Source organism: Streptococcus sp. A69 (assembly GCF_058556195.1).
This window is the reverse complement of sequence record NZ_JBZUJU010000002.1, coordinates 416,765-436,583: the sequence shown is the minus strand read 5'-3', so window position 1 is coordinate 436,583 and position 19,819 is coordinate 416,765. Positions and strand designations below refer to the sequence as shown.

Below are 19,819 nucleotides of genomic sequence, written 5' to 3'. Positions count from 1 at the left end.
TTTCTCATTTATCTTGAATTTTCTTTAATTAATTTAATTCTATTCTCAATCATCTGGATGGATAACATTGTAACTTTAAATGCTAGAATCAATCTTTCACCACTTAAAAAATCTCTACCATGTATACACTCATTTCGAATATTGAGTGAATTACTATTATACATAAAATGATAGACAAATAACAAATCAGGAATATTCTCAAAGCTATCTGTAAGATTAAAAACTTCAGTAATTATCTCTCTGAGAATTGAACTTGGATCTCTGTAATTCATAAACTCCTTCTTTTGCATCTTAAAAGGATTATAACCAGACAGTCTCGCAAGTTCTCTAATTTTTTCTTCCAGCAACGGAAATAATTGAGTAATATGTGCAATTTTAATCTCTTTATCAAATTCAATAAAATTAAATCTGCTACAACTATTTAAATAAAGATACAGTTCCTCTGTTCTATTAAAAATAGTAGTTAAAAAAGTCACATTTCGGATATAATTTTCATGTAAAGCAAGCATATATTTATTTGGTTTTAAAATATTACGAAACTTATAACTCTTATTATCAATAATTGATTTTACGTATTTCTCTAGTAATTGGTCAACATCATGTCTATCCAATACTATATCAGAACTATCTTTAGGAAATATTGGGTCAACTATTATTCTATTCATAAAATATATCAATGCATTTTCAGAAGCTAATTCCATAATTTGGATAGTCTTTTCTTCTGTAACTAATATACATTGATTCGCTATAGAAAATGGATGTTTTATTAAGAAATAATTAAATTTATCAATCTCCGTATTCGAAATTTCCTGTTGATAAGTAAATTCTTGCATATTGTTAAGTTCTTGTTCATAATAAGTATTTTCCCACAAATTTTGAATAGAAATAATTTCATTTATTAACAAATTTTTATTTAAATGTTCACCAAGATTATCACTTAGAAAGTATAAAAATTTCATATACATTAGAAACATATTGGCCGTTTCTAGTGATTGCGTTTCTTCTTTCTCAATTACGACTTCCCGAAACTTTTGGCATATTTGAAAGAAATACTCATTATCTAAATACACAACAAGTGATACACTATCAAAATAACGAATTAAATCAGCATTATTTTGGACATTAGAAATTGATTTATAAAGATCACGTGAATAACTTTTTAATCTTTCATTTTGTTGCTTGCTAGTTGGGAAACCTAAAGCTTTTAATTTTTCAATTTGTTTTGGTTCTTCAACATTTTGAATAGCTTGCATGAATTTATAACGCAAATAATTACTGATACTTATCTTTTTAAAATCTTTTTCTTTAAAAAGTTTTGATAAAAATAATACTGAACTTGAGTTAAAAAGTTCAAAATCAGACTTCATAGAAACATTAAAGAGCAGTAACTGTATATGGTTTTCAACTACCATAGATGAAGGCAAGATATTGAATTTTTCATAAATTATAGTCTCAATTATATATCGCACTACTCCATCACCATGGAAATAATCGATTAATTTTTTTAATTGTTCAACTGAAAAATGTGAATTAAAATCCTCATCTTTTAATAAGACATCAAGTGGACGAGTTACAAATCCTAATACAACTCTCTCTTGCCATGTAATCACATTGTATTCATATTTTTTATAATTGTAAGAAAATGTAGTTGTATTAAAAGCTAATGATTTTAATACAGCAAGGAATTGCATTGAGCAAGTTGTATCCTCATGATTTAAATTAGAAGAAATAATTTCTTTTTCTCTGTCAAAGTTTTTTATTGAAATACTTTCTAAATAATCGTAAATCAATTCTTTACGCTCAATAACTTCATCTAAATTATACACCTGCCAAAAATTCTTAATCGAAAAAATCCCAAAATTAATTTCATCATTTAATTGATTTTTTAAACTCATCAATTTAGTTATATATAGTGCTAGTGCTAATATTTTTCCAAAATTTGACTGGACTTTAATAGATAATTGTGACCACGTAATTAAATCTAATTTGAATCTAGAAATCAAAATAATATCTTTTAACAGAACAAAATCCGTTTTCAATTCTTTATCTTCAATCTTTTGGATTTTAGAGAAATAATCAATTATTTTTGAAAAAGACACATACCTATTCTCAAAGTTTTCCCAAGAATCAATATCATCGTTATCAAAATTATTTTCAATATAATCTAGAAACCATTGGTAATCTCCATCATTATTGAGTATTGAATCCATGAGTTTTACTTTTACTTCATGTTCAATATAATTTTTTTTCATAGATAAACCTTCATTTTATATTTGCCTTTATCTATTATACCAGTTAATTTAAGTTCTTCCAAACATTTCTACAGACATCAAAATCCCCTCAGAAATGCATTTCTAAGGGGTTGTCTTTATCCTGCCACTTGTGTCGCTTCTTCTGTTTTCGCTTTCTTATCCTTCTTACCCGAGCCACTCAATCGTCGTTTACTATCTCGTATTGTGTTGAGGTCTTTAAGGAGTTTGGTCAGGTGTTCTTTTTCAGGATAGGCTTCTGCGCTGGCTGCGGTATAGCGCATAAAGAGGTCGTAGATGCTGGTTAGTTCGGTACGGACTTGTCTGGTCTTTCCAACTTCCTTGGCAGACTTATGCGCACGCGTCTGACTCTCAACCTGATCATACTCCTCCTGCGCACTGATCACCGTCTGTAGCATAGGTGTCAGTCCTAGGCTAGTCACTGCCGTATGGTAGGGTTCTTCACTGAGGGTTTTGAGCAGACTCTTGATTTCTGCCGTTTCCACATCATTGCTATGCTTGGTGATGTCCTTGTACTTGGCAAAAACTGGCTTCAAGGCCTCATGGGCTTCTTTGAGTTTGGTCTCCTTGATCTTAGCAAAGCCCCTATGAAGGGTAAAGAGACCGACTAGGGCACTGTCACGATTGCGATCGACTTCGGTCAGGTTCGTCGCCTCTTTCTTTTCTACGATAGCGAGTTGGCTTTGGAAGTCTGCTAGCTTGCTCCTGAAGGAATCGAGATGCTTGCCATACATAGGCTCGTCCTTATGTGCCTTGGCAAAAACTTCTAGTAGTTGACCCGTATCTACCATGAGACTTTCAAACTCACGGTTGGTAAAATTGGTATAGCTTAGCGGATGGATAGTGAATGTTTTTGTCATGATGATAACCTTTCTATTTAACGAATCATTTAGTTTTTTCTTTATCAAATAAAGACTGGATTAGTTCTGGAAGATAGATCTGTTTTTACAATACTTCTTTGTCTAACAGGTTGAATCAAAGGTCTCTCCTTTCCTACATAGACTTGAAGCAATACACAGACCAAAAATAGGAGTCCCCATAGAGGAAGGTCCGATAGGATACCCTCATCATTTTCTTTATCTTCCTTCATCAGATTTCTCCTTTAAGTTGATAAGACAATTCTAACAAATAGCAAAGAACTCAGGACACTCATCCGCTCAACTGTCTACTTTATCATCCCAACAGCACTTTTTCAGTCTATTTCTTACTTTTACAGGATAAATCAGTCATTTCAGAAACAAAAAATCCCTATCTGACTGGAAACGTATCCGTCTGTCAGATAGAGACTCTTACTATTTTTAGATTTTAACTTTTCTAGCTTTAGAATACATCTAAACTTTAGGAAAGACGACTATTCGAAAGTTCGAAGACCTCAAAACTTTCTCAGATAGACTATTCGAAGCTTAGAATACCCATAAATTTATGTATTTCTTATCATTCTAAGCATAGAATACATCTAAACTTTAGGAAGTCTATGTCTTCGAAACTTCGAAGGACTATCTCCCCACTCTGAGTGGCTCAATGACTTCTTCGACAAGTTGCTTACATGCCTCCTTGATTTGTTTTTTATAGAGGAGGGGATTAAGGGCATCTGCCACTTCTATCTTATAGTCCTGATAGCGCTGGCTCTTGGTCAGCTGGCTCTCTCCCAGTTGTTTCTTGGCTCCCTTGCGGTAGTGCTCAACATAGTAACGGAGTTCATCCTCTCCGACATACCAACGTTTGCTAAAGACATGGATATGTTGCTGGATAACCGCCTCGATCATCTGATCCAAGATATTGGCAATGGACTGACCGCGATAGCTTTCTGGCTTGTCCTGTACTTCCTTCCATAGTTCAGTGATGATCTGGGCAAGATTTGGATTGGTCTTCTCAAGGCTCTCAATATAGCTATTCACTGCCTCTCTATCTTGAGCGCTTAGGTTCTTTTCTTGACTCTGACCTTGCTCGATCAGGCTTTGGATTAAGGTTAGGATATAGGCATAGTTGATCTCATCCACTTGGATGGACTCTAGTTCATAGTGAATATCAAGGGGTTCCCCATCCTCACCACCATCATCTCTTCGGCTTTTTAATTCAGCTAGGATGTTTTGATAGAAGCCAAGATAGGTTTCCAATTCTTCTGCGCTAAGTCCTGTCTGCGCGTAGATTTCTTCCTCATCATACTCTTTATAAACTCGGATAGAAGCTAGGTATTTATCAAAGACCTGATAGGCCTTGGCGAGCTTTCTCAACTCAGGTGTAGAAATCTGCTCGATTTGGAGCCCTTGCTCAGGATCATCGGTGATGAGATTTTGGAAATCACTGCAACTCCGTAAAAAGTTCCTCTTTTCCTCTTCCCAGCTAGGGGCTAGGACCTCGTTTTCTCCACCATTTGAGTAGAGCTTGAGGGCATTATCCACTGCTTCCTTAAAGGCTAGAGGCTTTTGGAAAGTGATGATATGACCATAGGATTTACTAGAATCAAAGATACGGTTGGTACGACTAAAGGCCTGAATCAAATCCTGCGGTTGCAAGGGTTTGCGGTCGATAAAGAGAGTCGATAGACAAGGCGCATCAAATCCCGTTAGGAGACGATTGACCACGATAACCAAGTCCAACTGCTCCTTGCGATAGAGATACTTGTCTTGCTTACGGGCAAGGCGGTTATTGACATCTGTGTTAAAGCCACGAAGATCCGCCATGGTAAAGTGAGTATCAAACTCTTGGTTATAGTCCTCTAAGACCTGTTTCATGTGGTCTTGGTTGGCTCTTGAGTCCTCTTCATTTTCTGTGACAGAATAAGTGATGGTCGCCTTTGGAAAATCAGGAAGGACCTGCTTGACCCTCTCTGATACCTTGACTCGTGTCTGACCAGCCTTGACTCGTTTGAGTAGGTCATAGTAGGCTTGGGCTTGAGGGATGGATTTAACAGTTAGGATGGCATTGTAGGTCTTACCTACTCCCTTTTGGAAGCCTAACTGTTGGCGGGATTTATTGATAATGGCATCCAAGACTTCCAGCATATGCTCCTCATCTTCGTAAACACTATCTGGGACTTGATCTTCAGACTGATCTGTGATGAGGGTATTACGATAATCGACCTTAAAACCTAAAACAGCTCCATCATGGATAGCTTCCTTGACTGTATACTCGTGCAAGCGTTCGCCATACTGTTGCTGGGTGGTTTGAGCAAGGTCTCCGACCTGCTGGCGTTTATTTTCCTTAAAGATAGGCGTCCCTGTAAATCCATACCAGAGGGACTGGGGGAAAAAGACTTTAATGTCTTTTTGTGTTTGTGGCGTAACGGCACGGTGGCATTCATCCACGACAAAGGCCACTCGGAGCCCCTTGATTTTGTCCGCATCTCTTTGGTAAAGACCTTGTTCAAACTTGCGCATCATGGTAGTGATTTTCTGGATGGTTGTCACCACGACACGCTTATCATTACTTCCTAGTCGCTTGACCAAATCATGGGTATTATCCGTCTCATCGATATCAATGACATCATTGGTCGCATAAGAGAGAAAAGATGAAGTAGTCTGCTGGTCCAAGTCCCTGCGGTCAACGACAAAAATCGTCTTTTGGATGGATGGAATCTGGAGGAGATTCCGAGCCACCTTATAAGAAGTCAAGGTCTTTCCTGAACCTGTCGTATGCCAAACATAGCCTGATGCTTGCTGGCGAGAGGCTTCCTGCACCGCTTCGATAGCATGGATCTGGTAGGGGCGCAAGAGAATGAGAGATTTCTTGCTATCATCAATGACAGAATACTGCATGACCATCTGGTGCGCACGAGGGATGGAAAGGACTTCGTGGGCAAAGCTAGTCAGGTTTGTCACAGGATGATTGTCCTTATCCACCCACTTGGTTAGAAATTGCTTGTTGAGTTTATTTTCACGAGCTGCAGCGATATAGCGAGTATCGACCTTGTTGGTCACAACAAACATCTGCAAGCTAGAGTATATGCCACGGAATTTCCCTTCACGATCATATTTTTTTATCTGATGAAAGGCATCGATAAATGCTGCTTGGGAACTCTTGAGCTCGATTTGAATCATAGGCAAGCCATTGATGAGAAGAGTAACATCCAGTCTACGGTCTTGATCTAGGGGATTGGCCCTGTCTCTCTCGACTTGATTGACAACTTCATAGCTAGACTTACCAGCTGCGATATTGTCTCGCCAGATGACGGATAAGCGGATGGTTCCTAGGCTTGCATCCTCTCTTTGAACCTCGACTTTGGCAATGCCGTTTTCACCGACCAACCACTTGGCAGCATCATAGTAGCTGATAAAGTTGAGTTGGTTTTTTATCTGGCGTTTTTCCTGCTCTGTCAAAGGATAGTCTGCTAGCAGGGCAACGTTGTTTTGGGCTAGTTTAGTAAAGAAATTGTCCCATAATTGGTCTTCTGTTTTTAAATCTTCTCGATAAGTCCATTGACTTTCCCCAGTTACCAGTTGGGTGATTAGTTGTTTTTCTATCTCCAGTTCTGGTTTTACTTGCATCATTCTCTCCTTTATAATGCACAATTTTACTATATTATATCATGTTTCAGATGGATTTTTCCATACGCTCCTACTCCAACCGGCTTTTAACCTTCTTCTTAGTCAAGATACGGTCGTTTTTGTTAGAGAGAGCTTGGATACGAGCTTCAAGAAGGATTTTCCGTCCGGTCTCTGTTCGTGTGTAGACGAGATCATAGTGCCCGATAGTAGGTATCAGAAAGTTTAGGAATTTCTGTGCATCTTCCTTGCGCTTGTCAAAAAGACTAGGAACGGCATAGTAAGGTGACTGACCTTGTTGGGCTTTCTCTGCCTTCAAGAGATAGCGCTGATTGTCCACTGGAGCAAAGAACTCTCCCACAGTCTGTGCAAACAGCTCCTTGTCCCTCATGCTTCCTCCCTTGAGATAGGCAAAAACCATATAGTTGTCCTTGTCCTCCTCTACCTGAACACGGGATTGATCGTCTATTAGATGCCCCGAATCTAGCAGAGCCTTTCGGATCTGCTCACCAAGGAATTGCATACGCCTATAGGGGCTTTTATAGAGGAGATAGCGTGATGTAGCAAAAGCTAGAAAGAGGAGACAGGCTGCCGTAAGCCACCAAACTCTAATCAGTCTCAATCTAAACAACAAGAGCAATAAATCCACTGCTAGGAGCAACAAAGACATGCGAACCCATTTTAATGCATCAAACTGGAGCATGATTGGAATCTTCTGTTGTTGAGCAGCGACTTCAGTGACAATCTCAAATTGATCTGCCACTACGAGAGCATCTTGCCATTTTTTGCGCAAGCCTGCTCGATCCTTGGAGAGACTCTTAACTCGCTCATTATACTCGCTGATTTGCTTTTTCCTAAAGGGGGGCTTGGGAAAATCCAAACGATCCAAACCGGTCTCAATACTCTCCTGATTATAAGCCAATCCAAGAAAATGCTCCATCCGTCGCGACAAGGTCTGCAGATCCTGATTGCTCTCTGGTCTAGGCTCCTCACCAGGAAGAGTGATAAGTGCTTGCGCTTGAACGGCTACCAGATGCCAGATGTTACTGGTCTTTTCTGGATGTCCCGGCCAGATACGAATGGCACGGCCACGCATCTGGTTACTTAGCATAAAGCTCCCCACAAAGCTTCCGAGTATTAGGGAATTAACACAAGGAGCATCCCAACCCTCTCCGAGGAGAGATTTGGTTCCGACCAGGACTTGAATCTGCCCTCGTTGAAAAAGCTCCGTCACTGCCGCTACGATTCCCTTAGCTGGGCTAGGATAACCAACCTGCACATAATCTTTTGGATCCAAGTGACCAATAGATGAGAAACTAAGAGGAACCTGAGGCAAGAGTTCCTTCAACTCTGCTACCACATCGGTAGGCAAAATAACGACACTACCTGACAAGACAGCCAAAGATACAGGGATCTCTTGCTCCTGAGCTTTGCGACGAATGCTTTCAAAATAAGGGAGAACCCCCAACTGAGAAATGGTTGCCTGATTATCTCCCAGATAGGTGGCAAAATCCTTGCGAATATAGTCGGCTAGTACTAACTGCCTCAGTTCCTGACCTAGACTCTCATACTCCGTCAAAAAGATATCGGCAATGGCAGACAACTTCCCTAGAGATTGGGTTAAAAGTTGGTCAGAAGCCTTAGACTTAACCAGATAAACCTGACGTTTTTCCACCAAGCCACGCGCCTTCAAATCAGCCTCTAACTTTTTCTTATATCCATCTGAATCCTCATACCAATCTGGTGTCTGATAGAGTATGCTCTGCAACAGCGTCTCCAGCCAGTAGGAGGTCAATGCTGGAAGCTTCTGGGTTCCCAGTAAATTTTGCAAAGAGGGAGGAATCGTTAACCCCTGAGAATGCATATAAATCAACATAGCAGACAAGTACTTGGGATCTTCTAAGAGCAAATCAGATGAAATATCCCCTTTGAGGACCTTAGACCCTGCTACAAATGTTTGAAAATAAGGATCGACTATAAGGTGATGAATATAGTCCCACTTAGTCTCCTCAAACTGTTTGAGACGTTCCGACTCTTCAGCTGTTAGTGAACACATATAGACAAAATCCTGATGAGGGCAAAGAGTGTCTTCCTTGACTAATTCGGGTACTGTTATTTCTTGGTCGATTTCCCCACACATACGGATATAGCGTTCCCAGAGTTCTGGCTCGCTGTCATATGGTGGTGTGGCTGTCAGGGAGATGACTTGCAGCTGTTCATACTGCTTGCGAAAGGCTTCCAGACTTTTCCACCATTCATTGCGCAGATGGTGGCATTCGTCCAAGCAAAGAGTCGCAACTTTCTGAGCTCTTAGACTTGCAAGCAAATCGAATCCCACAAAATCCTCTGCTTCACCATCTTCTTGTGATTGCAATTGGTTTATAGCACTATGAAAGGCCTGATAGGTAACAATCGTTAGGGGCCTCATCTCCTTTAAGTTTTGGGAAACGAGGCCTGAAATCTTCTGTTCGTTCTCTAAAAAGGCTGTTTGAATCCTGTCCACCCATTGTTCACGAATGGTGACAGTCGGAACTAAAACAAGGGCTGGGTTGCCAAAACGAGCGATTAGCTCGATACCAATGGTTGTCTTTCCAGACCCTGGAGCAGCCACTAGATGAACATGACCGTCTGCTTGATAGTCCTGAAAACGATCCAAAACCTGTTTTTGGTATTGGCGCCAGCTTCCTTTAAAGTTTAAACCTAACATGATACCCCCTCATTCTATACTGTCATTTTCTTATTCTCATTTTACCACACTTATTTCTCCAGTCAGATAATCCAGATAGTTTTTCTCCATAAAATATGATATAGTAGTATCATACTATCTATGAGGAGTTTACATGTCACAGCATAAGCAAATGAAAACTGTTTCTCCCCTTCTGCAGCAAGTCATCAATGTTTCGTCTATCGTCGGGGGAGTCGGCACCTTGATTTTCTGCATTTGGGCCTATCAGGCAGGAGTTTTACAGTCCAAGGAAACCCTATCGGCCTTTATCCAGCAAGCTGGGGTTTGGGGGCCACCACTTTTTATCTTTTTACAGATCCTACAAACCGTTGTTCCGATCATTCCGGGAGCTTTGACCTCAGTGGCTGGGGTCTTTATTTACGGCCACATCATCGGAACCATCTATAACTATGTCGGTATCGTGATTGGCTGTGCCATTATCTTTTACCTCGTGCGTCTCTACGGGGCTGCCTTTGTCCAGTCCGTCGTCAGCAAGCGCACCTATGACAAGTACATCGGTTGGCTAGATAAGGGCAATCGCTTCGAGCGGTTCTTTATCTTTATGATGATCTGGCCTGTCAGTCCAGCTGATTTTCTCTGTATGCTGGCAGCATTGACCAAGATGACCTTCAAACGCTATATGATTATCATCGTTTTGACCAAGCCCTTTACCCTAGTAGTCTATACTTATGGTTTGACCTATATTATTGATTTCTTCTGGCAGATGTTTTGAGAATAGAAAAATCCGCTTGGGCAACCAAACGGATTTTTTCTTTGTTTTATTTTGCGACACTCTTAGCAAGAACAAAGTTTCCAAGTGTGGCGGAACCATTACCTGCGACCGCTGGAGTCACGATATAGTCACGCACGTCTGGTACTGGTAGATAGCCGTTGAGAAGAGCTGTGAATTTCTCACGTACACGGTCCAGCATGTGTTGCTGTGCCATGACGCCACCACCAAAGACGATCACATCTGGGCGGAAAGTCACTGTAGCATTGACCGCAGCTTGAGCGATATAGTAGGCTTGAACATCCCAGACAGAATTATTGAGTTCGATGTTTTCACCACGAACACCTGTACGAGCTTCCAGACTTGGTCCAGCCGCGAAGCCTTCTAAACAGCCTTTGTGGAAAGGACAAACACCGTTGAATTCTTTTTCAATATCCATTGGGTGTTTGGCTACATAGTAGTGCCCCATTTCAGGGTGACCTACACCACCGATAAACTCACCACGTTGGATGACACCTGCACCGATTCCTGTACCGATAGTGTAGTAGACCAAGTTTTCGATACGGCCCCCAGCATTGTTACGGGCAACCACTTCACCATAAGCAGAGCTGTTTACGTCTGTGGTGAAATACATGGGCACATTAAGGGCGCGACGGAGGGCACCAAGCAAGTCTACATTTGCCCAATGTGGTTTTGGAGTCGTTGTGATAAAGCCATAAGTTTTTGAGTTTTTGTCAATATCGATCGGACCAAATGATCCGACAGCAAGACCTGCAAGATTATCGAATTTTGAAAAGAACTCGATGGTTTTATCGAGGGTCTCGATAGGAGTTGTTGTAGGAAACTGTGTTTTTTCTACAACGTTAAAATTTTCATCTCCGACAGCACAGACAAACTTTGTACCGCCCGCTTCTAAGCTTCCATATAATTTTGTCATGATAAACCTCTTATCTTTGTTTTCTCTATTATAGCACATTTTGAAAACTTAAATTTCTCTATATTTTAGATTTTCCTCTGTATATCTTACCATTCAAGTAAAAACGAACAAACATGACATTTGTTCGTTTTGTTTTTAGATTTGATTTTTGAAGAGGATTAGGCTTTCACTTCGATGATCGTGTCACCCTTGACAACTGAACCACTTGCGACTGGTGTCACAGAAGCATAGTCTGCTGTGTTGGTTACGATAACCATTGTTGTGTCGTCAAGACCTGCGGCAGCGATTTTATTTGAGTCAAAGGTTCCAAGAACGTCTCCAGCTTTGACCTTGTCGCCTTGAGCAACCTTTTGTTCAAAGCCTTCACCGTTCATTGTCACTGTATCGATACCAACGTGAATCAAGATTTCAGCCCCATTGGCTGTCTTCAAACCGTAGGCATGACCTGTAGCAAATGCGATGGTCACTTCAGCGTCTGCTGGCGCATAAACTACACCTTGACTAGGTTTGACAGCAATCCCTTGTCCCATAGCTCCGCTTGAGAAAACTGGATCATTCACGTCAGCAAGTGCAACAACTTCCCCAACAATTGGAGTAAGGATGGTTTCGTTTTGAGGAGCTACTGGAAGGTTACCAGTTGTTTCTTCTTGGACCAAACGTTCTGTCGCAACTTCAGTAGCAACTTCTTCTTCGTCCTCGTAACCAAACATGTAAGTAAGGGCAAAACCAAGAACGAATGATACAGCTACCATAAGAAGGTATTGAAGCAATTGACCATTCCCAACGTAAAGCATTGTACCAGGGATGATGGTGATACCATTACCAGTACCAGCAAGTCCAAGGATTGAAGCCAATCCACCACCGATAGCACCAGCGATCAATGAAAGGAAGAATGGTTTACGGAAACGCAAGTTTACCCCGAAGATAGCAGGCTCTGTAATACCGAGGAAGGCAGAAAGAGCGGCTGGGAAAGCAAGTGTTTTCAGTTTAGGATTTTTAGTTTTGACACCAACGGCAACTGTCGCCGCCCCTTGAGCTGTCATAGCTGCAGTGATGATAGCGTTGAATGGATTTACATGGTCAGCAGCAAGCAATTGCACTTCAAGCAAGTTGAAGATGTGGTGTACACCTGATACGACGATCAATTGGTGAACCCCACCGATGACCAAACCACCGAGACCAAATGGCAAGCCAAGAATCGCTTTTGTTCCGAGAAGAATGTAGTTTTCAACAACGTGGAAGACTGGTCCGATGACAAAGAGTCCAAGGATAGACATAACCAAAAGTGTCACGAATGGTGTCACCAAGAGATCCAAGACATCTGGAACCACTTTGCGGAGAGCTTTTTCAAACTTGGCTCCGACCACCCCGATGATGAAGGCTGGAAGAACGGAACCTTGCAAACCAACAACAGGAATAAAGCCAAAGAAGTTCATAGCTGTTACTTCACCACCTGATGCTACTGCCCAAGCGTTTGGAAGCGAACCAGAAACCAGCATCATACCGAGGACGATACCAACGGCTGGATTTCCACCGAATACGCGGAAGGTAGACCATACAACCAAACCTGGCAAGATGATGAAGGCTGTATCTGTGAGGATTTGGCTGTAAATGGTAACATCTTCTGGAAGTGTCATTCCGAGAGCATTCAAGAGACCACGAACACCCATAAAGAGACCAGTCGCTACGATAACTGGGATGATTGGTACAAAGACGTCACCGAAAGTACGGATAGCACGTTGGAACCAGTTCCCTTGTTTAGCAGCTTCTGCTTTCATGTCTTCTTTAGAAGATGTTGGCAAGCCAAGTGCAACCACTTCGTCGTACATCTTGTTTACTGTACCAGTCCCAAAGATGATTTGGTATTGGCCTGAGTTAAAGAAAGCTCCTTGAACTTTATCCAAGTTCTCAATCACTTCCTTCTTGATTTTCTCTTCATCTTTGACCATGACACGTAGACGGGTCGCACAGTGGGCTACACTGTTGACATTTTCACGTCCGCCAAGGGCTTCGATGACCTTTTTTGCAATATCCTGATTGTTCATTTGCAAAAATCTCCTTATAAAATTTTGTTCTTATTTGAAAGCGATTTTATTCGCCCTACGACTATTATTTTATCACGTTTCTAAAATATGTCAAGCGTTTTGCAGAATTTTTTATTTTCCTTCTCTTCTTTATCTCCGTTTATGATAGTTTTTGACTGAGTTCTTCTATTTACTCATAAAAATATCCTTATATTAGAGGGTTCAAAGCTTTTTCTTTTCATTTTCTTTCATTTTTTCTTGAAAATTTGCCCGATTTCTTCCACTCAATTTATGGCAATCGTTTGACATTTTTTCTTCTTTTTTAACATAAAAAACTTGCTTTTTTTGCCGAAAACGTTTACTATTAATAATAGAATAGAACTTATGGAGGAAAGATAAAATGGAATGGACAACCGAGCGTCGTTATAGACCCTATGAAGATTGGACGCAAGAAGAAATTCAACATATAAAGGAAAAGATGGCACAATCTCCATGGCATACTCATTACCATGTTGAGCCAAAAACAGGACTTCTCAACGACCCAAATGGCTTTTCTTACTTTGATGGCAAGTGGGTCCTCTTTTACCAGAATTTTCCTTTTGGTGCAGCACACGGTTTGAAATCTTGGGCACAGCTAGAAAGTGATGATTTAGTGCACTTCACAGAAACTGGAGTCAAAATTTTGCCAGATACTCCATTGGATAGTCACGGTGCCTACTCTGGTTCTGCCATGCAGTTTGGCGATAACTTGTTCCTATTTTATACAGGAAATGTCCGTGATGAAAACTGGATTCGTCACCCATACCAGATTGGTGCTTTGATGGATAAAGATGGTAAGATTACGAAAATTGACAAAATCTTGATTGGCCAACCATCTGACTCTACTGACCATTTCCGCGACCCGCAAATTTTTAACTTCAAAGGTCAATACTATGCTATCGTCGGTGGACAGGACTTGGAGAAAAAAGGCTTCGTCCGTCTCTACAAGGCTGTTGACAACGACTACACAAACTGGCAAGCAGTTGGCGACCTTGACTTCGCTAACGATCGCACTGCCTACATGATGGAATGCCCAAATCTGGTCTTTGTAGGGGAGCAACCTGTCCTTCTCTACTGTCCACAAGGATTGGATAAAAAAGTTCTAGACTACGATAATATCTTTCCAAATATGTACAAAATCGGGGTTTCCTTTGATCCTGAAAACGCTAAAATGGTAGATGTGTCTCAACTTCACAATCTAGACTATGGTTTCGAAGCCTATGCAACTCAAGCCTTCAACGCTCCTGACGGACGTGCACTAGCAGTAAGTTGGCTTGGGTTACCAGATGTAGCCTACCCATCTGATCGATTTGATTATCAAGGTGCCCTTTCACTGGTTAAGGAACTGACCATCAAAGATGGGAAACTCTACCAATACCCTATCGCAGCTATCAAAGAACTTCGTTCTTCTGAAGAGGTCTTCTCAAATCGTACTCAAACCAACAACACCTATGAACTCGAGCTCAACTTGGAGGCCAATAGCCAGAGCGAGATTGTCTTACTTGCTGATAAAGAAGGCAAGGGGCTTTCAATCAACTTTGACCTTGTAAATGGTCAAGTTACAGTAGACCGTAGCCAGGCTGGAGAACAGTATGCCCAAGAATTTGGAAGCACTCGTTCATGCCCAATCGGCAATCAAACTACTACTGCAAACATCTTCATCGACAATTCTGTCTTTGAAATTTTCATCAATAAAGGAGAAAAAGTATTTTCTGGTCGCGTCTTTCCGCATGCGAACCAAAACGGTATCCTGATCAAGTCTGGAAAGCCAACCGGAACTTATTATGAATTAGATTATGGTCGCAAAACTAACTGATGTCGCCAAACTTGCAGGCGTCAGCCCTACTACCGTTTCTCGGGTCATCAATAAAAAGGGTTATCTATCGGAAAAAACCATTCAAAAGGTCAATGAAGCCATGAGAGAATTGGGCTATAAGCCCAACAATTTAGCTCGAAGTCTCCAAGGAAAATCTGCCAAGTTGATTGGACTTATTTTTCCAAACATCAGTCATGTCTTTTATGCGGAGTTGATTGATAAGTTGGAACACCAACTCTTTAAGAATGGCTACAAGACCATCATCTGTAACAGCGAACATGACTCTGAAAAAGAACGGGAGTACATTGAAATGCTGGAGGCCAATCAGGTAGACGGTATCATTTCTGGAAGTCACAACTTGGGAATTGAAGACTACAATCGTGTGACGGCACCGATCATTTCCTTTGACCGAAACCTATCGCCAGACATCCCTGTCGTCTCCTCTGATAACTACGGTGGCGGGGTCCTCGCAGCCCAAACTCTGGTTAAGACAGGCGCTCAGTCTATCATCATGATTACAGGAAATGATAACTCTAACTCACCGACTGGACTGCGCCATGCTGGCTTTGCCTCTGTTCTCCCGAAAGCGCCTATTATCAATGTTTCGAGTGACTTTTCTCCCGTCAGAAAAGAAATGGAAATCAAGAATATCTTGACCCATCAGAAACCAGATGCGATTTTTGCTTCGGACGATTTGACAGCTATCCTAGTGATCAAAATCGCTCAGGAGCTAGGTATCTCTGTTCCTGATGAGCTCAAGGTCATCGGCTATGATGGGACTTACTTTATCGAGAACTACTATCCTCACCTGACAACGATTAAGCAACCTATGAAAGAGATTGCCCAACTCACTGTTGATCTTCTCTTGCAGAAGATTGAAGGTAAAGAGGTCGCGACAACTGGTTATTTCTTACCTGTTACTCTATTACCCGGTAAAAGTATTTAAACACAAAGAAAACTCAGACCGATTTGTCTGAGTTTTTTATGATCTTAAGTTTTCTAGATAGCGCTGGGCTGTCTCTAAGTTAAAGGTTTTATCTGCGATGAGGCGCTCAACGAGGGGAGCAACTTCAGACTCACTAGCACCAGCTAGGAGAGCTAAGGATTTGGCCTGCAATTTCATGTGGCCTTGCTGGATGCCCGTACTTACCAAGGCTTTGAGGGCCGCAAAGTTTTGGGCGAGACCGATAGACACGATAATCTGAGCTAATTCTTTGGCAGAAGGATTTCCCAGTAGTTCATGACTGAGGGCTACACGCGGGTTGAGACCGATTGAGCCACCCTTGGTCGCTACCGGCATGGGTAGGGTCATCTCACCGACCAATTCTTCTCTTTCCATGTCCAGTGTCCATTGACTAAGACCTTGATAGCGTCCATCTCGACTGGCAAAGGCATGGGCCCCAGCTTCGATGGCGCGCCAGTCATTACCAGTGGCAATCAAAATGGCATCAATACCATTAAAAATCCCTTTATTGTGAGTAGCTGCTCGGTAGGGATCAGCCTGTGCAAACTGGCTAGCCAAAGCTATTTTCTCCGCAATTTCTCGTCCTTGGTCCCTTTGGGGACTCAAGTAGCGAAAGGCGATACGACAGCTTGCAGTCACCAGAGAATCGGTCGCGTAGTTGGACAAAATTCCCATAAGACTCTGTCCCTGACTGAGTTCTTCTAAGACTGGTTTCAAGGCTTCCAGCATGGTGTTAAGCATATTGGCTCCCATGGCTTCCTGAGTATCGACATGGAGATAGACGACGAGAAAGTCTGTTTCACCTTTGATCTGCTCTACATGCAAATCACGCGCCCCACCACCACGTTTGACGATGGAGGGATAGGCTTGATTGGCAAGTTCTAAGAGCTCTGCCTTCTTGCTGGCAATCTTCTCTTGCGCTAGATCTGGATTAGCAACTTGATAAAGGGCTACCTGACCAATCATCTGGCGCTCATGTACTTTAGCAGTAAAGCCACCTGCTCGCTTGATGATTTTACTTGCATAGCTGGCCGCAGCAACCACTGAGGGTTCTTCTGTCACATAGGGAACTATGTAGTCCTGACCGTTCACCAAAAGCTCTGGAATGATAGAATAAGGCAGAGAAAAAGTTCCCACTACATTCTCACTCAGCTGATCTGCAACTGCCAAGCTGATTTGTTCATCCTGCTCCAGACTGGTTTGCTTTTCAGGACTAAGGAGCGCCTGAGCTTTCAGTAACTCAAGGCGCTCATGGTATGACTTTTTAGAAAATCCATTCCAACTTCTCTTCATTATTTTTCAACCTTGCTATAACGACGTTGGTGGTCGAGAATTTCAACCAAGGCGTAGTCTTGATTTTCAAAACCTGCAAACTGGGCTGAACCCGATTCATCCAACTCTACCTCTTCGAAGAAGACTTTTTCATAGTCCGCAACAGACAATGCTGTACGTTGCTTGAGTTTGCTCAAGCGATCCTTATCAAGGTAAGCTTCATAACCTTCAATCAGTTCTCCACTAAAGAACTCTGAAACCGCTCCACTTCCGTAACTGTAGAGGACAATTTTATCTCCAGCCTTCAAATTTTCTGCATTTTCCAAAAGGGAGAGAAGCCCAAGGAAGAGGGAACCTGTGTAGATATTCCCAATCATCTGACTGTAGAGAATGGACTTATCAAAGTTTTCTTGAAGACTATCCTTTTTTTCCTGAGACAAAGTCTTATCCATCATCTTGCGCAAGCCTTTTAGGGCTAATTTGGGATAAGGCAAGTGGAAGCAGATGGCCGCAAAATCATTCATAGTCCAATCATAACGTTTCTTGTATTCATCCCAAGTCGTCGTAAGACTGTCAAGATATTGCTGAGTTGAGTACAAGCCGTTTACATAAGGAGTGGTTGAATAGTTCGGGCGCCAGAAATCCATAATGTCACGCGTTTGGGCAACATTATCATTGTTAAAGGCCATGGTACGCGGATTTTGCGTAATCAACATCGCCACACTCCCAGCTCCCTGAGTTGGTTCACCTGGAGTCGCTACACCATACTTGGCAATATCGCTGGCGATGACCAAGACCTTGGACTTTGGAGAATTTTCCACATGCAACTTGGCATAATGGAGGGCAGCTGTTGCTCCGTAACAAGCTTCTTTGATTTCAAAACTGCGAGCGAACGGCTGGATACCTAATAGACCGTGAACAAAGACCGCTGCTGCCTTACTCTGGTCAATCCCTGACTCGGTCGCCACGATAACCATGTCGATTTCTTCTTTTTCTTTGTCTGTTAGAATAGAGTTACTTGCACTGGCAGCTAAGGTGACAACATCCTCAGTCAATGGTGCAATGCTAATTTCGTTTAATAAGAGACCCTTACTATATTTATCCGGATCAACTCCTCTTGCTTCTGCTAGGTCTTGTAATTTCAAGACATATTGACTGGTCGCAAAACCAATCTTATCAATACCGATTGTCATATTTACCTCTGTTTTTTCATTCATTGTAAAAAATCGTTCTATTCTATTTTATCACAAATAGGAACAAATGAGAGAAAAAAGACTTGATTCAACAAATCAAGTCTTTGCTTTGACAGCATTAGGAGGATATGCCTCGCTGTTTTCGGATATAGTAATAAAGTTTTAGAATCACTGTTCCACTTGCCATCCCGATAGAAATGACCAGAGCCAACATAACTACTAGCGTTGCACTGGTAAGGGCATGACTGTAATCGCCTGTCACAAAGAAAGCTGTCGTTCGATAGGATAGATAACCAGGTACTAAGGGGGCAAGAATGGCCAAGACAAAGACCACTGCTGGCGTCTTATATACAATACTTAAAATTTGGCTGATACAAGAACCAACCACCGCTGCGATAAAGGTCGCAACAATAACATTGGTTGGTTCTTTAAGTACAAGATAGAGGAGCCAGACACCCATTCCCAGAACACCACCAGGTAGGAGCATAGAGCGTTGAACATTCAGTACGATTAGAAAGGTGATAATGGCGAGTAAACTCGCTACTGCTTGGAGTAAAATACTTGTTAGAGTCATCTTATGTCATCAAAACTAGGGCGACGGAGGTACCGGCCCCTAAAGCGAGGGTAATGAGCAGGGATTCAAACATCTTGCTCATACCAGAGTTGATATGGTTGGTCATGATATCCCGAACTGCATTTGTCAGAGCAATCCCTGGAACAAAAGGCATGACGGCTCCCGCTATGATCAAGTCTGCCGTCGAAGGAAATCCTGTATAGCGGGCCCAGAACTGGGCAATCAAGCCAAAAACAAAGGCTCCCGCAAAGGCGGTTACAAAAGGAATGCGGACAAACTTCTCTACATAGAGAGAGAAAGCAAAACCAAGTAAGGTCGCAATGGCTGCACCAAAAGCATCATAGGTATTCCCCCCGAACATAATCGAGAAAAAAGGGGCACTGAGAGTTGCTGCAATAGTCACTTGGAACTTGGTATAAGGAAGAGCTTGATTTCTGATTTCCTTTAGCCTTTCAAAGGCTGTAGAGAGATCGATTTGCCCTCCGACAAGCTCCCGTGATACTTGGTTGACATCGCAGACTTTTTCGATGTTGTAGGAGGAAGAAGTGACCCGTTTCATACGAGAAATATTGGTATTCTCAATAGAAAAGAAAATAGCTGCTGGCATGGCAAGAACGTTGCAATCCACTATTCCCTGTGAATGAGCGATACGGATCATGGTGTCCTCAACCCGATAAATCTCCGAACCGCTTTTTAAGAGAATGGTTCCAGCTAACATAATGACATCAATAACGGCATTCAACTCTCTTGATTCGTCCATTTTCTCCTCCTTTTCTGCTTCCTATATTTTA

14 protein-coding genes are annotated in these 19,819 nt (G+C 41.8%); 3 read left to right on the top strand and 11 right to left on the bottom strand.

What is annotated here, in order from left to right; translation table 11 throughout:
• Nucleotides 1-8 precede the first annotated feature (8 nt).
• The 5 genes from AC4ME5_RS06130 to AC4ME5_RS06110 form a co-directional block, all read right to left on the bottom strand.
• Nucleotides 9-2,252: an exodeoxyribonuclease V subunit gamma gene (locus AC4ME5_RS06130; protein ID WP_491800348.1), complete on the bottom strand. Its 2,244-nt coding sequence runs from the start codon at nucleotides 2,250-2,252 to the stop codon at nucleotides 9-11.
• Between the two features lie 116 nt (nucleotides 2,253-2,368).
• Nucleotides 2,369-3,130: a DUF6261 family protein gene (locus AC4ME5_RS06125; RefSeq protein ID WP_491800347.1), complete on the bottom strand. Its 762-nt coding sequence runs from the start codon at nucleotides 3,128-3,130 to the stop codon at nucleotides 2,369-2,371.
• A 44-nt stretch (nucleotides 3,131-3,174) separates the two neighbouring features.
• Complete coding sequence (locus AC4ME5_RS06120; protein WP_491800346.1) at nucleotides 3,175-3,360, bottom strand: hypothetical protein; 186 nt, start codon at nucleotides 3,358-3,360, stop codon at nucleotides 3,175-3,177.
• Nucleotides 3,361-3,766: 406 nt separating this feature from the next.
• Nucleotides 3,767-6,760, bottom strand: coding sequence for a type I restriction endonuclease subunit R (locus tag AC4ME5_RS06115; RefSeq protein ID WP_491800345.1), 2,994 nt, complete (start codon nucleotides 6,758-6,760; stop codon nucleotides 3,767-3,769).
• A gap of 67 nt (nucleotides 6,761-6,827) precedes the next feature.
• Nucleotides 6,828-9,461, bottom strand: coding sequence for a DEAD/DEAH box helicase family protein (locus AC4ME5_RS06110; RefSeq protein WP_491800344.1), 2,634 nt, complete (start codon nucleotides 9,459-9,461; stop codon nucleotides 6,828-6,830).
• A 133-nt stretch (nucleotides 9,462-9,594) separates the two neighbouring features.
• Between AC4ME5_RS06110 and AC4ME5_RS06105 the strand changes: the two genes are divergently transcribed.
• Entirely contained in the window at nucleotides 9,595-10,212 is a 618-nt protein-coding gene (locus AC4ME5_RS06105) for a TVP38/TMEM64 family protein (protein ID WP_491800343.1), read from the top strand.
• Between the two features lie 46 nt (nucleotides 10,213-10,258).
• On the opposite strand, the gene scrK is transcribed toward AC4ME5_RS06105, so the two are convergent.
• Entirely contained in the window at nucleotides 10,259-11,146 is an 888-nt protein-coding gene (scrK, locus tag AC4ME5_RS06100) for a fructokinase ScrK (RefSeq protein ID WP_491800342.1), read from the bottom strand.
• Between the two features lie 158 nt (nucleotides 11,147-11,304).
• A complete protein-coding gene (locus AC4ME5_RS06095; protein WP_491800341.1) occupies nucleotides 11,305-13,191 on the bottom strand; it encodes a sucrose-specific PTS transporter subunit IIBC in 1,887 nt (628 codons plus the stop codon).
• 379 nt (nucleotides 13,192-13,570) lie between these two features.
• Between AC4ME5_RS06095 and AC4ME5_RS06090 the strand changes: the two genes are divergently transcribed.
• Nucleotides 13,571-15,025, top strand: coding sequence for a sucrose-6-phosphate hydrolase (locus AC4ME5_RS06090; protein WP_491800340.1), 1,455 nt, complete (start codon nucleotides 13,571-13,573; stop codon nucleotides 15,023-15,025).
• Entirely contained in the window at nucleotides 15,006-15,971 is a 966-nt protein-coding gene (locus tag AC4ME5_RS06085) for a LacI family DNA-binding transcriptional regulator (RefSeq protein WP_049479116.1), read from the top strand. Before AC4ME5_RS06090 ends, AC4ME5_RS06085 begins: the two co-directional genes overlap by 20 nt.
• Before the next feature lie 36 nt (nucleotides 15,972-16,007).
• Here the strand turns inward: AC4ME5_RS06085 and AC4ME5_RS06080 are convergent, their stop codons facing one another.
• From AC4ME5_RS06080 to AC4ME5_RS06065, 4 genes are all read right to left on the bottom strand, one after another.
• Nucleotides 16,008-17,282, bottom strand: coding sequence for a hydroxymethylglutaryl-CoA reductase, degradative (locus AC4ME5_RS06080; RefSeq protein ID WP_491800339.1), 1,275 nt, complete (start codon nucleotides 17,280-17,282; stop codon nucleotides 16,008-16,010).
• Nucleotides 17,282-18,454, bottom strand: a complete 1,173-nt coding sequence (locus AC4ME5_RS06075) for a hydroxymethylglutaryl-CoA synthase (RefSeq protein ID WP_491800432.1) — start codon at nucleotides 18,452-18,454, stop codon at nucleotides 17,282-17,284. Before AC4ME5_RS06075 ends, AC4ME5_RS06080 begins: the two co-directional genes overlap by 1 nt.
• 118 nt (nucleotides 18,455-18,572) lie before the next feature.
• On the bottom strand, nucleotides 18,573-19,028 hold the full coding sequence (locus tag AC4ME5_RS06070) for a threonine/serine exporter family protein (protein ID WP_000176910.1): 456 nt from the start codon (nucleotides 19,026-19,028) through the stop codon (nucleotides 18,573-18,575).
• A 1-nt stretch (nucleotide 19,029) separates the two neighbouring features.
• Nucleotides 19,030-19,788 carry a threonine/serine exporter family protein gene (locus AC4ME5_RS06065; RefSeq protein WP_000344546.1) on the bottom strand — a complete coding sequence of 253 codons (759 nt, stop codon included), beginning with the start codon at nucleotides 19,786-19,788 and terminating at the stop codon, nucleotides 19,030-19,032.
• Nucleotides 19,789-19,819: the final 31 nt, after the last annotated feature.

Bases quoted from the DNA above. Each gene is read 5' to 3' on its own strand.
- AC4ME5_RS06130 (WP_491800348.1), bottom strand. From the start codon at position 2,252: ATGAAAAAAAATTATATTGAACATGAAGTAAAAGTAAAACTCATGGAT.
- AC4ME5_RS06125 (WP_491800347.1), bottom strand. From the start codon at position 3,130: ATGACAAAAACATTCACTATCCATCCGCTAAGCTATACCAATTTTACC.
- AC4ME5_RS06120 (WP_491800346.1), bottom strand. From the start codon at position 3,360: ATGAAGGAAGATAAAGAAAATGATGAGGGTATCCTATCGGACCTTCCT.
- AC4ME5_RS06115 (WP_491800345.1), bottom strand. From the start codon at position 6,760: ATGATGCAAGTAAAACCAGAACTGGAGATAGAAAAACAACTAATCACC.
- AC4ME5_RS06110 (WP_491800344.1), bottom strand. From the start codon at position 9,461: ATGTTAGGTTTAAACTTTAAAGGAAGCTGGCGCCAATACCAAAAACAG.
- AC4ME5_RS06105 (WP_491800343.1), top strand. From the start codon at position 9,595: ATGTCACAGCATAAGCAAATGAAAACTGTTTCTCCCCTTCTGCAGCAA.
- scrK (WP_491800342.1), bottom strand. From the start codon at position 11,146: ATGACAAAATTATATGGAAGCTTAGAAGCGGGCGGTACAAAGTTTGTC.
- AC4ME5_RS06095 (WP_491800341.1), bottom strand. From the start codon at position 13,191: ATGAACAATCAGGATATTGCAAAAAAGGTCATCGAAGCCCTTGGCGGA.
- AC4ME5_RS06090 (WP_491800340.1), top strand. From the start codon at position 13,571: ATGGAATGGACAACCGAGCGTCGTTATAGACCCTATGAAGATTGGACG.
- AC4ME5_RS06085 (WP_049479116.1), top strand. From the start codon at position 15,006: ATGGTCGCAAAACTAACTGATGTCGCCAAACTTGCAGGCGTCAGCCCT.
- AC4ME5_RS06080 (WP_491800339.1), bottom strand. From the start codon at position 17,282: ATGAAGAGAAGTTGGAATGGATTTTCTAAAAAGTCATACCATGAGCGC.
- AC4ME5_RS06075 (WP_491800432.1), bottom strand. From the start codon at position 18,454: ATGACAATCGGTATTGATAAGATTGGTTTTGCGACCAGTCAATATGTC.
- AC4ME5_RS06070 (WP_000176910.1), bottom strand. From the start codon at position 19,028: ATGACTCTAACAAGTATTTTACTCCAAGCAGTAGCGAGTTTACTCGCC.
- AC4ME5_RS06065 (WP_000344546.1), bottom strand. From the start codon at position 19,788: ATGGACGAATCAAGAGAGTTGAATGCCGTTATTGATGTCATTATGTTA.